The organism is Arthrobacter sp. N199823 (assembly GCF_002929705.1).
In the GTDB taxonomy this organism is placed as follows: Bacteria; Actinomycetota; Actinomycetes; order Actinomycetales; family Micrococcaceae; genus Specibacter.
On record NZ_PJIN01000006.1, the window covers coordinates 37,491 to 51,292 of the forward strand.

8 protein-coding genes are annotated in these 13,802 nt (G+C 62.2%); 6 read left to right on the plus strand and 2 right to left on the minus strand.

Features of this window, described 5'->3' with window-relative positions:
* Positions 1-111: 111 nt before the first annotated feature.
* The 6 genes from CXQ93_RS13790 to CXQ93_RS13815 all read left to right on the plus strand — a co-directional run bounded on the left by CXQ93_RS13790 (position 112) and on the right by CXQ93_RS13815 (position 11,923).
* Entirely contained in the window at positions 112-3,825 is a 3,714-nt protein-coding gene (locus CXQ93_RS13790) for a nitrate reductase subunit alpha (protein WP_219817360.1), read from the plus strand.
* Positions 3,825-5,540, plus strand: a complete 1,716-nt coding sequence (gene narH, locus CXQ93_RS13795) for a nitrate reductase subunit beta (RefSeq protein ID WP_104111021.1) — start codon at positions 3,825-3,827, stop codon at positions 5,538-5,540. The genes CXQ93_RS13790 and narH overlap by 1 nt, the downstream gene beginning before the upstream one ends.
* Positions 5,537-6,205, plus strand: a complete 669-nt coding sequence (gene narJ, locus CXQ93_RS13800) for a nitrate reductase molybdenum cofactor assembly chaperone (protein ID WP_104111022.1) — start codon at positions 5,537-5,539, stop codon at positions 6,203-6,205. Before narH ends, narJ begins: the two co-directional genes overlap by 4 nt.
* 3 nt (positions 6,206-6,208) lie before the next feature.
* Positions 6,209-6,955: a respiratory nitrate reductase subunit gamma gene (narI, locus tag CXQ93_RS13805; protein ID WP_104111145.1), complete on the plus strand. Its 747-nt coding sequence runs from the start codon at positions 6,209-6,211 to the stop codon at positions 6,953-6,955.
* Between the two features lie 73 nt (positions 6,956-7,028).
* Complete coding sequence (locus CXQ93_RS13810) at positions 7,029-8,264, plus strand: MFS transporter (protein WP_104111023.1); 1,236 nt, start codon at positions 7,029-7,031, stop codon at positions 8,262-8,264.
* 251 nt (positions 8,265-8,515) lie between these two features.
* Complete coding sequence (locus CXQ93_RS13815; RefSeq protein WP_104111146.1) at positions 8,516-11,923, plus strand: SNF2-related protein; 3,408 nt, start codon at positions 8,516-8,518, stop codon at positions 11,921-11,923.
* Between the two features lie 122 nt (positions 11,924-12,045).
* Here CXQ93_RS13815 and CXQ93_RS13820 read toward each other — a convergent pair whose 3' ends face one another.
* Both CXQ93_RS13820 and CXQ93_RS13825 read right to left on the minus strand, forming a co-directional pair.
* The gene (locus tag CXQ93_RS13820) at positions 12,046-12,522 is read right to left on the minus strand and encodes a heat shock protein transcriptional repressor HspR (protein WP_104111024.1); all 477 of its coding nucleotides are present in this window, start codon (positions 12,520-12,522) and stop codon (positions 12,046-12,048) included.
* 256 nt (positions 12,523-12,778) lie between these two features.
* The gene (locus tag CXQ93_RS13825) at positions 12,779-13,762 is read right to left on the minus strand and encodes a DnaJ C-terminal domain-containing protein (protein WP_104111025.1); all 984 of its coding nucleotides are present in this window, start codon (positions 13,760-13,762) and stop codon (positions 12,779-12,781) included.
* Positions 13,763-13,802: the final 40 nt, after the last annotated feature.

The following is a 13,802-nucleotide window of genomic DNA, read 5'->3' on the forward strand; positions in this document are numbered from 1 at the left end:
ATGTTAAAAGTCGCACAATATATGCAACTTTTAGCAACTAATTAGGACAGCCTGAGCTTGACTATTTGACGGGCCGTAGAGATGCCTACCAAAGCCCCCTATGGTGGGCCCATGACTGCTGAAACTTTTGTCGCCGGCGTCGATGGTCCGGCATCGGACGCAATGTTGAAATTGGGGCGTTTCTTCACCAAGTGGGATGAAACGGACGATGGCCGAGCCGTTTTCCGCGAAGGCGGACGTGCCGGTGACATCTTCTACCGCGACAGATGGAGTCACGACAAGGTTGTCAGATCCACCCACGGCGTGAACTGCACGGGCTCGTGTTCCTGGAAGGTGTACGTCAAGGACGGCATCATCACGTGGGAATCCCAGCAGACCGACTACCCCAGCGTTGGCCCGGACAGCCCCGAATATGAACCCCGCGGCTGCCCCCGCGGTGCGGCGTTCTCCTGGTACACCTACTCCCCCACCCGCGTCCGTTTCCCCTACGCCCGCGGCGTGCTCGTGGAAATGTACCGCGAAGCGAAGCAACGCCTGAAGGACCCCGTCCTGGCATTCGCCGAAGTTGCCGGTGACCCGGAAAAGCGCCGCAGATACCAAAACGCCCGCGGAAAGGGCGGCTTGGTCCGCACCTCGTGGGCCGAGGCGCTGGAAATTGCCGCCGCCGCACACGTGAACACCATCAAGACGTACGGCCCCGACCGCGTCTCCGGTTTCTCCCCCATTCCGGCCATGTCCATGGTCAGCCACGCCATCGGCACCCGGTTTGTGCAGCTCATTGGCGGGGTCATGACCTCCTTTTACGACTGGTACGCGGACCTTCCCGCCGCCAGCCCACAAGTGTTCGGCGATCAAACCGACGTCCCGGAATCCGGCGACTGGTGGGATGCCACCTACCTGATGATGTGGGGCTCCAACGTCCCCGTCACCCGCACCCCGGACGCGCACTGGATGGCCGAGGTCCGTTACCGTGGCACCAAGGTCATCGCCATCAGCCCCGACTACGCCGATAACACCAAGTTCGCCGACGAATGGCTCCCCGCGGCGGCCGGCACTGACGCCGCCCTCGCCATGGGCATGGGCCACGTGACGCTCAAGGAATTCTTCGTTGACCGCCAAGTCCCGTTCTTCCAGAGCTACGTCCGCCAATTCACCGACCTCCCCTTCCTCATCCGTCTGGAGAAGCACGACGACGGGACTTACATTCCCGGGAAATTCCTCACCGCTGCGTTCGTCCCCGGCTGCGAGTTTGTGGAAGACGCTGCGTTCAAAACCTTGCTCTTTGACAAGGTCACCAGCTCCGGGCTGGTGCCCAATGGAACCTTGGGGCATAGGTATTCCAAGACCGGTGAGGGCAAGTGGAACCTTGACCTGACGGGGATAGAGCCGGCCCTGAGCATGGCCGAGGTCTCCACGGAATCCGTGGAGATCCTGCTCCCCTGTTTTGAGGATCCCGAGGGCGCCGGCTCCATCATGCACCGCGGTGTTCCCGTGGCCATGGTGGGCGGCCATCTGGTCACCACCGTCTACGACCTCATGCTGGCCCAGTACGGCGTGGGCCGGCCCGGCCTTCCCGGCGTGTGGGCCAAGGACTACAACGACGTTTCCGTCCCTTACACCCCGGCCTGGCAAGAGGAAGTCACCTCCGTCCCAGCCCAAGCCTGCATTCGAGTGGCCCGCGAATTTGCCCGCAACGCAGAGCAGTCCAAGGGCCGTTCCATGATCATCATGGGTGCCGGCATCTGCCAGTGGTTCCACGGCGACACTACCTACCGCGCCATTCTGGCCCTCGTCATGCTGACTGGCTGCATGGGCCGCAACGGCGGCGGCTGGGCACACTATGTGGGGCAGGAAAAGTGCCGCCCCATCACCGGTTGGGTGTCCTTGGCCAACGGCCTGGACTGGTCGCGCCCGCCCCGCACCATGATTGGCACCGGCTACTGGTACATGCACACCGATCAGTGGCGCCAGGACGGGTACTCGGCGGATGCGCTCAAGTCCCCGCTGTCCACAGGCAACCTGGATGGCATGCACACGGCCGACGCCTTGGCACAGTCGGTGCGCCTGGGCTGGATGCCGTTCTACCCGCAGTTCGATTCCAACCCGCTGGACCTTGCAGACAAAGCAATCGCCGCGGTGGCGGCCGGGGAGGCTCCGGATGAGAAGACGTGGGTGGCCCAGTCCCTCATGAACCGCACCATCAATCCCGCCATTGAGGACATTGACGCTCCGGAAAATTGGCCGCGCACCCTGGTGCTGTGGCGCTCCAACCTCTTCGGCTCCTCCGCCAAGGGCAACGAGTACTTTCTGCGGAACCTGCTCGGCACCCACAACAACGTCATGGGTCAGGACAGCCACGAATCACTGAAACCGCAGGACGTGAAATGGCATGAGGAAGGGCCGGAAGGAAAGCTGGACTTCCTCATGTCCGCGGACTTCCGCATGACCAGCACCACCCTGCTTTCCGATGTGGTCTTCCCGGCAGCCACCTGGTACGAAAAGCATGACCTCTCCTCGACCGATATGCACCCCTTTGTGCACGCCTTCACCCCGGCCATCGACCCGCCCTGGGAGACCAAGACGGACTTTGAGCTGTTCAACTTACTGGCCGAGGAACTCTCACGCCAAGCTGTGAAGCATCTGGGCACGCGCAAGGACCTTGTCAGTGTCCCGCTCATCCATGACACCGTGGGCCAGATCGCCCAGCCCGGCGGCGTGGTCCGCGACTGGCGCAAGGACGGGATCGACGGCGTGCCCGGGCAGAACATGCCCAACTTCATCGTGGTGGAGCGGGACTACACGGCCATCGCGAACAAGCTCACCGCCGTCGGACCTCTGGCGGACAAGCTGGGTTTCACCGTCAAGGACATCACCTACAAGCTGGATAAGGCCCTGGACCATCTGGCCAAAGCCAACGGCGTGATGATGGGCGGCGCCGCCCACGGGCGCCCCGCCATCGATACCGACGCGAAAATGGCCGAGGCGATCCTGACATTCTCCGGCACCACAAACGGCCAGCTCGCCGTGGCCGGCTTCAAGGAAATGGAACGCAAAACGGGTATGAAGCTCGTGGACCTGGCCGAGGGCAGCGAGGAGAAACACATCTCCTTCGCCATGACCCAGGCCGGGCCGCAGCCCGTCATCACCTCCCCGGAATGGTCGGGCTCGGAGACGGGCGGGCGGCGCTACGCACCATTCACGCAAAACATTGAGCGGCTCAAGCCCTTCCACACGCTGACCGGGCGCATGCACTTCTTCCTTGACCATGACTGGATGATCGATATTGGTGAGGCGCTGCCCATATACAGGCCACCACTGGATATGCACAGGCTCTTTGGCGAGCCGAAGCTGGGCCCCAACGGGGATAAGGAAATTGTGGTGCGCTACCTGACACCGCACTCCAAGTGGTCCATCCACTCCGAATACCAGGACAACCTGCTGATGCTCTCCCTCTCCCGCGGCGGTCCCACGGTGTGGATGAGCCCGCAGGACGCTGGCTCCATCGGGGTGTTGGACAACGAATGGGTTGAGTGTGTCAATGCCAACGGCGTATTCGTGGGCAGGGCGGTGGTCAGCCACCGCATGCCCGAGGGTGTGGCGTATATCTATCACGCCCAGGAACGCACCATCGACGTACCCAAGTCGGAGGCCACCGGCCGCCGCGGCGGCATCCACAACTCGGTGACGAGGCTGCTGGTCAAGCCTAGCCACCTGATTGGCGGGTACGCGCAGCTGACGTACGCGTTCAACTATCTTGGCCCCACCGGAAACCAGCGGGACAACGTTTCCACCATCCGTCGCCGTTCCCAGGAGGTGCAGTACTAATGCGTGTTATGGCTCAAATGGGCATGGTTATGAACTTGGACAAATGCATTGGTTGCCACACGTGTTCCGTCACGTGCAAGCAGGCTTGGACCAACCGGGCCGGGGTGGAATATGTCTGGTTCAATAACGTGGAAACCCGCCCCGGGCAGGGCTATCCGCGCCGCTACGAGGACCAAGAAAAGTGGAAGGGCGGCTGGGAGCTGAACAAGCGCGGCCGCCTCAAGCTCAAGGCCGGCGGGCGTGTGAAGAAGCTGTTCGGCCTCTTCGCCAACCCCATCCAGCCCGAACTCAAGGACTACTACGAGCCCTGGACCTACGACTACAAGACCCTGGTTGATGCCCCGCTGGGCGATGACTTCCCGGTGGCCCGGCCCAAATCCCTGATCACCGGCAAGGACACGAAGATCACGTGGAGCGCCAACTGGGATGACGACCTGGGCGGCACCTCAGAAATGGGCCACCTGGACCCGATCGTGGAGAAGGTGCGCCGCGAGTCCGAGGACAAGATCAAGTTTGAGTTTGAGCAGACGTTCATGTTTTACCTGCCGCGCATTTGCGAGCACTGCCTGAACCCCTCCTGCATGGCTTCCTGCCCCTCTGGCGCCATATACAAGCGCGTCGAGGACGGCATCGTACTGGTTGACCAGGACCAGTGCCGCGGCTGGCGCCAGTGCATGACGGGCTGCCCGTACAAGAAGATCTACTACAACCACAAGACCGGCAAGGCTGAGAAGTGCACGTTCTGCTACCCGCGGATCGAGGTGGGCCTGCCCACCGTTTGCTCGGAAACCTGCGTGGGCCGGCTGCGGTATCTGGGGCTTTTCCTGTACGACGCCGATGCCGTCACCGCCGCTGCCTCGGTCACCGATCCCCAAGATCTGTACCAGTCGCAGATGGATGTGCTGCTGGACCCCAACGATCCGGCCGTCATCAAGGCAGCCCGCGAACAGGGTATCCAGGAAGACTGGATCGAGGCTGCGCAGAAGTCACCCGTGTACGCCCTGACCAAGGTGTACAAGGTGGCCCTGCCGCTGCACCCGGAATACCGCACCATGCCCATGGTCTGGTACATCCCGCCGCTCTCCCCCGTGGTTGATCTGCTGCGCGATCAGGGGCACGACGCCGAGGACAAGGACGTGTTGTTCGGCGCCATTGACGCCCTGCGCATCCCCGTCGAGTACCTGGCCGAGCTGTTCACCGCAGGTGACGCGGATCTGGTCACCGGCGTGTTGCAAAAGCTGGCAGCCATGCGGGCCTACATGCGCGGGATCTCGCTGGGCAATGATCCCGATGAGTCCATCCCCGCGTCCGTGGGCATGGACGGCGCCACCATGTATGAGATGTACCGGCTCATGGCCATTGCCAAGTATGACGAACGCTATGTGATCCCCAAGGCACACGCCGAGCAGGCGCACGATCTGGAAGAGATGGGCTGCTCCCTGGATTTCGACGGCGGACCCGGCATGGCATCCATGGGCACCTCACCCTTCGGCGAGGCCAGCGGACGGCCCACCCCGGTGGCCTTGGAAACGTTCAACGCGCTGCGAGACCGGCAAACCTCAGACTCCGTGGCCGGCGCTGACACGCTGGCCGGCCGCGTGAACCTGCTGAATTGGGATGGCAATGGCGCACCCGCCGGGATGTTCCCGCAAAAGCATCCCACCGAGCCTCCGGTGGACGCCCGGGAAGACGCCTTGGAAGGTGGCAGCTCATGAGCGTTCCAACCAGCAGAGCAGCCTCCAGAGCAACCAGCAAGGCAACCAGCAAGAAGGACCAGATCACGTTTTTAGCGGCGTCGTGGTGCTTGTCGTACCCGGATGAGCAGCTCGTGGACCGGGTACCCATGATGCGTGCCGCCCTGGGTGAGTTTGCCGGCGCAGCCCAGCCATTCGCCGCAGTACTTAACATGCTGGAGACCACCGGATTGATGGCACTTCAGGGTCAATACGTTCAGGAGTTTGACCTCGGCAAGCGGCACGCACTGCACCTCTCCTACTGGACCGACGGCGATACCCGGCGGCGCGGGGAAGTGCTGGGCGCGTTCAAGAAGGTGTACCGGGGCTCTGACACCCTGGTGGACACGTGGGGTGAGCTGCCCGATTTTCTGCCCATGGTCCTGGAATATGCGGCCACTGTGGACATGTCCGCGGGCAAGGAATTGCTTCAGCAGTACCGGCCGAGCCTGGAACTGATCAAGTTTGGGCTGCTGCGTGACACCTTGCCACATTCTGAGATTGTGCAAGCCATCTGCAACTCCCTGCCGGGCGCATCCCCGGCCGATGAACAAGCTGTCATGCGGATGGCAGGCTATGGCCCGCCCACCGAATCCGTGGGGCTGGACCCGTACGATCCTCGGCTGCTGCCCATGAAAGGGGCATGAGTGATGGACATCTTCCTTTGGGGCGTGTTGCCCTACGTCATGGTGGTCATCTTGGTGGGTGGCTCCATGTGGCGCTACAAGTTTGACCAGTTCGGCTGGACTACCCGCTCCTCGCAGCTCTACGAATCCAAGTTGCTGCGCATTGGTTCGCCGGTATTCCATTTTGGCCTGCTGGCCGTGATTGCCGGGCACGTCTTTGGGCTGATCATTCCACAGGAATGGACCGAAGCTGTAGGTATGACGGAGAGTATCTATCACTTCAACGCCCTGTTTGTGGGCACCATTGCCGGGGTGGGCACGCTCGCCGGGATCTCGCTGCTGATCTACCGACGGCGTAAAACCGGGCCGGTGTTCATGGCTACCACCAAGAACGACAAACTCATGTACGTGGTGCTCGTGGCGGCCATTGTGTTTGGTTTGTGGACCACTCTGGCCAGCGTGTTCTGGCCCGACCATGACGTGACGTACCGCGACACCGTCTCCCCGTGGTTCCGCTCCCTCTTCATCTTCCAGCCGGATATTGCAGCCATGGCCGCGGCACCGACCTCGTTCCACATCCACACGCTGGTGGGCATGGTGCTGTTCATGGTGTGGCCGTTCACCCGGCTGGTTCACGCCTTCACGGCGCCGCTGCACTACCTGTTCCGGCCCTACATTGTGTACCGCTCACGGGACAAGGGCGCCAGCGTGGCTCCCCGCAGCGGTTGGTCCGAAGTGGGCACCCGCGACCGCGACACCACCAAGCGCTAAGCCCCGCTAACCCCAGCAGGCCCTGACCCTCACGCCCCACCCCACAGGATCTAACCCACAATCAGGAGAGACCATGGCCTCAACAACAGCCCCGCACCCGCCTCCGCTTGCGGGACAGGCACTGAACCTGACGCTGGCAACCGCCGCCTCCGTGGTGGGTTTCTGGGCCTGGAACATCATCGCCACCCTGAGTACGCACTACGCCAACTCCATGGAACTCTCCGCGGGGACCATGGGCATCTTGGTCGCCATGCCCATCTTTGTGGGATCCCTGGGCCGCATTGTGGTGGGCACCATGACGGACAGGTTTGGCGGGCGGGCCTTGTTCACCTTTGTCCTGGTGGCAACCATTCCCACAGTTTTGCTGGTCGCGTTGGGAGGGGCACTGAACTCCTTTGTCATAGTGCTTGCGGCCGGCTTCCTTTTGGGTGTTGCCGGAACGGTGTTTGCCGTCGGCATCCCGTTTGTCAGCGCCTGGTATCCGCCGCACCGCCGCGGTTTTGCCACGGGCGTGTTCGGCGCTGGCATGGGCGGCACGGCGCTGGCCGCCTTCTTGAACCCGCGGCTGGTGAAATCGATCGGCTATGTGCCCACGCACCTGCTGATCGCCGGCATTCTGGCCGTCATGGCTGTTGTGGTGTGGGTGTTCATGAAGAACGCCCCCGGCTGGGAACCCAACAAGTCCCCGGTGATGCCCAAGTTGATTGACGCGTCCAAGCTGGCCGTCACCTGGAAGATGTGTTTCCTGTACGCCGTGGCCTTTGGCGGTTTTGTCTCCTTCGCCACCTACCTGCCCACGTATCTGCGCGATGTCTATGAGTTCGATCCAAGCTCCGCGGGGGCACGAACGGCCGGATTCGCGTTAGCCGCCGTGATTGCCCGACCCATCGGCGGTGTGCTGTCAGACAAGATTGGTTCCAAACCCGTGGTCCTCGCGTCCTTCACCGGCGTCGCCATTCTGGGTTTCCTCGTGGCACTTGAACCAGCGGCCGATGTCCAGGCTGGCCCGATATTCCTGGCCCTGGCTGCCGCTCTGGGGCTTGGCACCGGAGGCGTCTTCGCGTGGGTGGGGACGCTGTCCCCGGACGGCAAGGTGGGCACCATCAGCGGCATTGTCAGCGCCGCCGGCGGCCTGGGCGGTTACTTCCCACCGCTGATCATGGGCATGAGCTATAACCCGGACGCCGAAAACTACAAATACGCCATTGGCCTCTCGCTACTGGTGATCACGGCCATCGTGGCGCTCTTGTTTGCCTTGTTCTTCGTCAAGGACCCCATGAAGAAAGCGCTGACGCCAGCCACGGAGTAATCCCCTCCACGGAGCTCTACGCATAAAGCACCTCACGACGGCGGTGGGTTGGGCAATTGCCCAGCCCACCGCCGTCGTGCTTCCCGAAGGAAGAGCTTTCTGGGGAAGCACATTTTGGGCACAGGGACGACAGGGGTAAAAATTGCCGCCAATACTGCGTAGGATTGATAGATGTGGTTCCTCCCCTTGGGCCACTCCCAACCGACAGGTGGCACAGTTCAGTGACGCACTCCTCCGCTGGCTCACGTTTGATGACGCGGGTCGCCGAGTTCACCGAGAATTCCATTGCCGCTGGCCGAGCCTACGCCGATGAAGACCGGGTCAGCGACATCATGCTGGAACCGGCCACCGGCCTGCTCTCCGGCAAGGTGGCAGGGTCCGATGTTTACCGGGCCACGGCCAAATTAGTTCGCGAGCACGACGGCGTCATCGCCTGCCGTGTGGGCATCTGCAACTGCCCGGTGCGGCAAAACTGTAAGCACGTGGTGGCGTTGATCGCCGCGGCCGAAAACGACCCCTCCTTCACCGACTTCTTTGTCCCCGAGGAAGCGCCGCGGGAACCCACCTTCTTGGAAACCCTGTTGGCCAAGGCCAAGGACAGCAAGTCTGCCCCCGCTCCGGAGCCGGGTCCCGATGCCCCTGCTGTTGACTCGTGGGAAGCAGCCCTGTCGGCGCTCCTGCCGCCGGCCGCCTCCGCCCCCAGCCCGGACACCCCCGCACTGGCTCTGCAATTTGAACTTCATGTGCCCCCGCCACGCTTTTCCTACCGGGGCCGTGGCAGCACCGTCCCCTCACAGCCGGTGTTGAATGTACGCCCCGTGGTCATGGGAACGCGCGGCAAATGGGTCAAGACCGGCGTCAGCTGGGCCACCTTGGGCTACCTCTCCTACGGCGGCGCCCACGATCGCACCCAGCTCGAATGGCTCACCGAGTTCTTGTCCTCGCACAGCCCGCGCCAGTTCAATCACGGCAATGCGGGCGCCTGGCTGTCGCTCAACGATTATGCCGGCCGGAACCTGTGGCAGCTCCTGGCAACAGCGCACAAGAGCGGCATTGCGCTGATCCAGTCCGGCACCGGGGACCCCATTCACGTCAGCAGTCAGGACGCAACTCTTCAGCTCGATATCACGCAGGGTGAATCCGGTGCGTTGGCGGTTGGCCCGCTGATAGAGCTCGACGGCGCTCCCGTCACCGCCGAGATCGTGGGCCAGATCGGCTCCCCTGTCTATGGCCTGTTCTTTTCCGATCAAATAGATCCCGGGGCGTTGGCTACCTCCAGCTCCCAAGGCCGCAACGCCGTGGTCCGGGGCGGGGTAACGCTGGCGCCGCTGCCTGCCGGGACCTCCCCGCAGCTGCTGGAATTTGCCCTTCACAAGGACACTGTCCACATTCCAGCTGAGGCTAGAGACAAGTTCCTGACTCAGTTTTACCCGCAGCTCAAGCAGGCTGCGCCGGTGGTCTCGGCAGATCATTCGGTGGAACTGCCGGCCTATGTGGAACCCACCTTGTCACTGTTGGCGGCGTACGGCAGCGATCACACCGTGCGTCTGCACTGGGAATGGCACTACCCCGTTGGAACTCGGGTGACATCCCTGCCGTTGTGGCCGGAACTGGGCGAAACCGCCGTCCGGGACACTGGCGCCGAGGCTCGGATCATTGACCTCGTAGGTACGCCGTGGGAGGACATCACGGCCATGGGCGTGGCGGCCAACCACGCGTGGGGCGAGCCGTCACTGGCCGGTTCGGCGTCCTTGAGCGGTCTGGACACACTCACCTTCACCGAGACTGTGCTGCCCCGGTTGCAGGAACTGCCCGGCCTTAAAGTGGAGACCAGCGGTGACATTGCCAGCTACCGCGAGGTTACCGAGGCTCCCATTGTCACCATTTCCACCAAGGCAACCGATGAGCGTGACTGGTTTGATCTGGGCATTGTGATCACGCTGGAGGGTCAGTATGTCTCCTTCGCAGCCGTGTTCTCCGCCTTGGCCGCAGGAAACACGCGCATGCTGTTGCCCAGCGGCGCCTACTTCTCCTTGGATCGCCCAGAATTGCACCAACTGCGCGCCTTGATCGATGAAGCCCGCAGCCTCAATGACAGCAAGGACGGGCAGCTGCGCATCAGCCGTTTCCAAGCTGGATTGTGGGACGAACTGGCCACACTGGGCATTGTGGATGAACAGGCTCAGGCGTGGCGCAAGACTGTCACCGGCTTGCTCGACGGCGGTCCGCCCGAGCCACTGCCCTCCCCTGCAGGTTTGCACGCAACCCTGCGCCCGTACCAGCTGGATGGCTTCAACTGGTTGCACTTCTTGTACAGCTTCGGGCTGGGCGGCGTGCTGGCTGATGACATGGGTTTGGGTAAGACTGTGCAGACCCTGGCCTTGGTCAGCCAGGTCAAGGCCGAAGACCCGGATCTCAAATCACCGTTCCTGGTGGTGGCTCCTACCTCCGTGGTGGGTAACTGGGCCAGTGAAAGTGTGAAGTTTGCACCGGATCTGAAGGTTGTTACGGTGTCAGAAACGTTCGCCAAGAGCGGGTTTGTATCGGCAGACTTCTTTGCCGGGGCTGACATTGTCATCACCTCTTATGCCTTATTCCGCATTGATTTCCCGGAGTATGCCATGCAGCCGTTTGCGGGTCTGATCCTGGATGAGGCCCAGTTTGTGAAGAACCATCAGTCCAAGGCGTACCAGTGTGTGCGCAAGCTGAAGGTTCCGTTCAAGCTGGCCGTCACGGGTACGCCCATGGAAAACAACCTCATGGAGTTGTGGGCTCTGCTGTCCATCGTGGCGCCGGGCTTGTTCCCCAGCCCCAAGCGTTTTGCCGAGTTCTACCAGCGCCCCATTGAAAAGAATGCCGATTCCGAGCTGCTCGCTAAGCTGCGTTCACGGGTTAAGCCGCTGATGCTGCGCCGCACCAAGGAACAGGTCATTGCCGACCTGCCTCCCAAGCAGGAACAAATTCTTGAGGTGGAGCTGAATCCGCGGCACCAAAAGATTTACCAGACGCATTTGCAGCGTGAGCGGGCCAAGATTCTGGGCCTGTTGGAGGATGTGAATAAGAACCGTTTCACCATTTTCCAGTCACTGACGCTGCTGCGTCAGCTCAGCCTGGACGTGTCCTTGGTGGATGAAGGCCAGGCGGGTGTGCGTTCCTCGAAGCTGGATGTGCTCTTTGAGCAGTTGGAGGACGTGGTCAAGGAAGGTCACCGAGCGCTGATCTTTAGCCAGTTCACCGGGTTCCTGGGCAAGGTCCGTGAGCGGTTGATTGCCGAGGGCATCCCATTCCAATATCTGGATGGAGGCACCCGGAACAGGTCCGCCGTGGTGGATGCATTCAAGAACGGTGACGATCCCTTGTTCCTCATTAGCCTCAAGGCTGGTGGTTTCGGTTTGAACCTGACCGAAGCGGACTACGTGTTCATTTTGGATCCGTGGTGGAACCCGGCGTCCGAGGCGCAAGCCGTGGACCGTACTCACCGCATTGGGCAGAAGAAGAACGTCATGGTGTACCGGCTGGTTGCCAAGGACACCATCGAGGAAAAGGTCATGGCACTCAAGGCCAAGAAATCCCAGCTGTTCTCGGATGTGATGAGCGGGGATTCACTCTCAGGCGGGGCGCTTTCGGCCACGGATCTGGCCGGTTTGTTCCGCGACTAGCGGCAGCGCCGTGGGCAGCAGATAAGCTCACATTGCACTAATGAGGCGAGGGCCCCGATATTTCGGGGCCCTCGCCTCATTAGTGCGCCGTCGATGAACGCGCCGCTGGCAAGAGCTCTCGGCTAGCGAGGGGTGTTGCCGTTTTTCTTGTCAGTAAGCGCCCGCGGACTCCACACCACCATGGATTGGTTGCTGCGCGGGCGTGGACGCTGGCCACGGGCAAGAGCCACGATGTCCCCACCCAGCAACCCTGCGGCAAACACCCTGCTGTTGGAACGCGGCGGACGCGATTCCATCTCAGCTGTGACGGCCTCGAGCGCTTCGCTCAGTTCCACCACCTTTGAACGCAGGGCATCAACTTGGTTCTGCAGTTCCATGATGCGCCGAATACCCTCAAGGGATACGCCCTCCTGCGAAAGCCGCTGGACCTCGCGGAGCATGCTGACATCATGTTGGGAGTAGCGCCGGGCCCGGCCAGGTGCCCGGTTGGGCTTGACGATCCCCAACCGGTCGTACTGGCGCAGGGTCTGCGGATGCATATCGGCTAATTCTGCCGCCACGGAAATCACAAAGATCGGGGAGTACGGGTCAATAATCATTGCAATTCCCTTTCCATGGAAGTGGCTGGTGCGTTTCCGGCCCCGGCCTGGGGCCACAAGCGCGAGGGCCCCGCTGCGGTGGCCACTGACCCGAGGGCCGGTACGAGTCCCCGGAGCGCTTGCTGGGCGCCGCGGTCCCCGCTGCGGGGGGACACTGACGCGGTCCCCGCTGCGTGGGCCCACTGACGCGAGGGGCCCGGTGCGAGCTTGCGAGCAGTGGGAGCGTCAGGGGCGGTACGAGTCCCCGGTGCGGGGACTACAGCTTGGCTTTATCCGCTAGTGCTGCGCGGGGATCACCGTCGGCAGTGGCTGCCGCGAAGGCACGCACTGCCTCTTCGGCTTCCTTGCTGAGCTTTTGCGGAACGGCCACATCGATCGTGACGAGCAGATCGCCGTCGCCCTTATTGGACTTCACGCCGGCACCCTTGACCCGCAGGGTACGACCCGAAGGTGTGCCGGCAGGCACGCGGACGCGGACCGTTTCACCGGTCAACGTGGGGACGCTAATATCGGCGCCCAGGGCAGCTTCCGGGAAGCTCACTGGCACGTGGATGCGGATGTTGTTGCCGTCACGAATGAAGAATTCGTGGGGTTTAACGTTGACAGTGACCATCAAGTCGCCGGGGCCGGCAGCACCGCTCTGGCCCTTGCCCTTGACCCGGACCTTCTGGCCGTCCTTGATGCCCGCGGGGATGCGCACATCAATGACTTCGCCGTTGGGTTCGCGCAGGCCGATCTTGGTTCCGTTGATGGAACCACCAAAGGAAATGGACGTGCTGGCTGTCCGGTCGCCACCCTTGGTGGGTGTGGGTTGGAAGCCGCCAAATCCGCCGCCACCGCCGAACAAGTCAGCGAATTCCGGGGGCAGACCAGAGTTGCCAAAGCCGGGGTTCCCGCGGGATCCGCCACGTGGTGCGCCGCGGCCGCCGCCGAAGAGGTCACCGAAGACGTCTTCAAAGCCGCCACCGCCCTGGCCAGCGCCGCCTGCGCTGAAGCGGGCTCCGCCGCCCATGGCGCGGATGGCGTCATATTGCTCGCGATCATCCTTGCTGGAGAGCACGGAATACGCTTCGGAGACGTCCTTGAAGGTCTTTTCCGCCTGCGGGTCCCCCGAATTTGTATCCGGGTGGTACTTGCGGGCCAGCTTTCGGTAGGCCTTTTTGATATCGGCTTCGGAAGCATCCTTGGATACCCCAAGAATCTTGTAGAAGTCTTTTTCTGCCCAGTCCTGACTTGCCAAGACGTCTCCTTTCTAAAGTTTGTGGGTTAATGCTGTGGGC

What these genes read in the sequence shown, in the direction of transcription:
- CXQ93_RS13790 (WP_219817360.1), top strand. Translation starts at nt 112, where the DNA reads ATGACTGCTGAAACTTTTGTCGCCGGCGTCGATGGTCCGGCATCGGAC.
- narH (WP_104111021.1), top strand. Translation starts at nt 3,825, where the DNA reads ATGCGTGTTATGGCTCAAATGGGCATGGTTATGAACTTGGACAAATGC.
- narJ (WP_104111022.1), top strand. Translation starts at nt 5,537, where the DNA reads ATGAGCGTTCCAACCAGCAGAGCAGCCTCCAGAGCAACCAGCAAGGCA.
- narI (WP_104111145.1), top strand. Translation starts at nt 6,209, where the DNA reads ATGGACATCTTCCTTTGGGGCGTGTTGCCCTACGTCATGGTGGTCATC.
- CXQ93_RS13810 (WP_104111023.1), top strand. Translation starts at nt 7,029, where the DNA reads ATGGCCTCAACAACAGCCCCGCACCCGCCTCCGCTTGCGGGACAGGCA.
- CXQ93_RS13815 (WP_104111146.1), top strand. Translation starts at nt 8,516, where the DNA reads ATGACGCGGGTCGCCGAGTTCACCGAGAATTCCATTGCCGCTGGCCGA.
- CXQ93_RS13820 (WP_104111024.1), bottom strand. Translation starts at nt 12,522, where the DNA reads ATGATTATTGACCCGTACTCCCCGATCTTTGTGATTTCCGTGGCGGCA.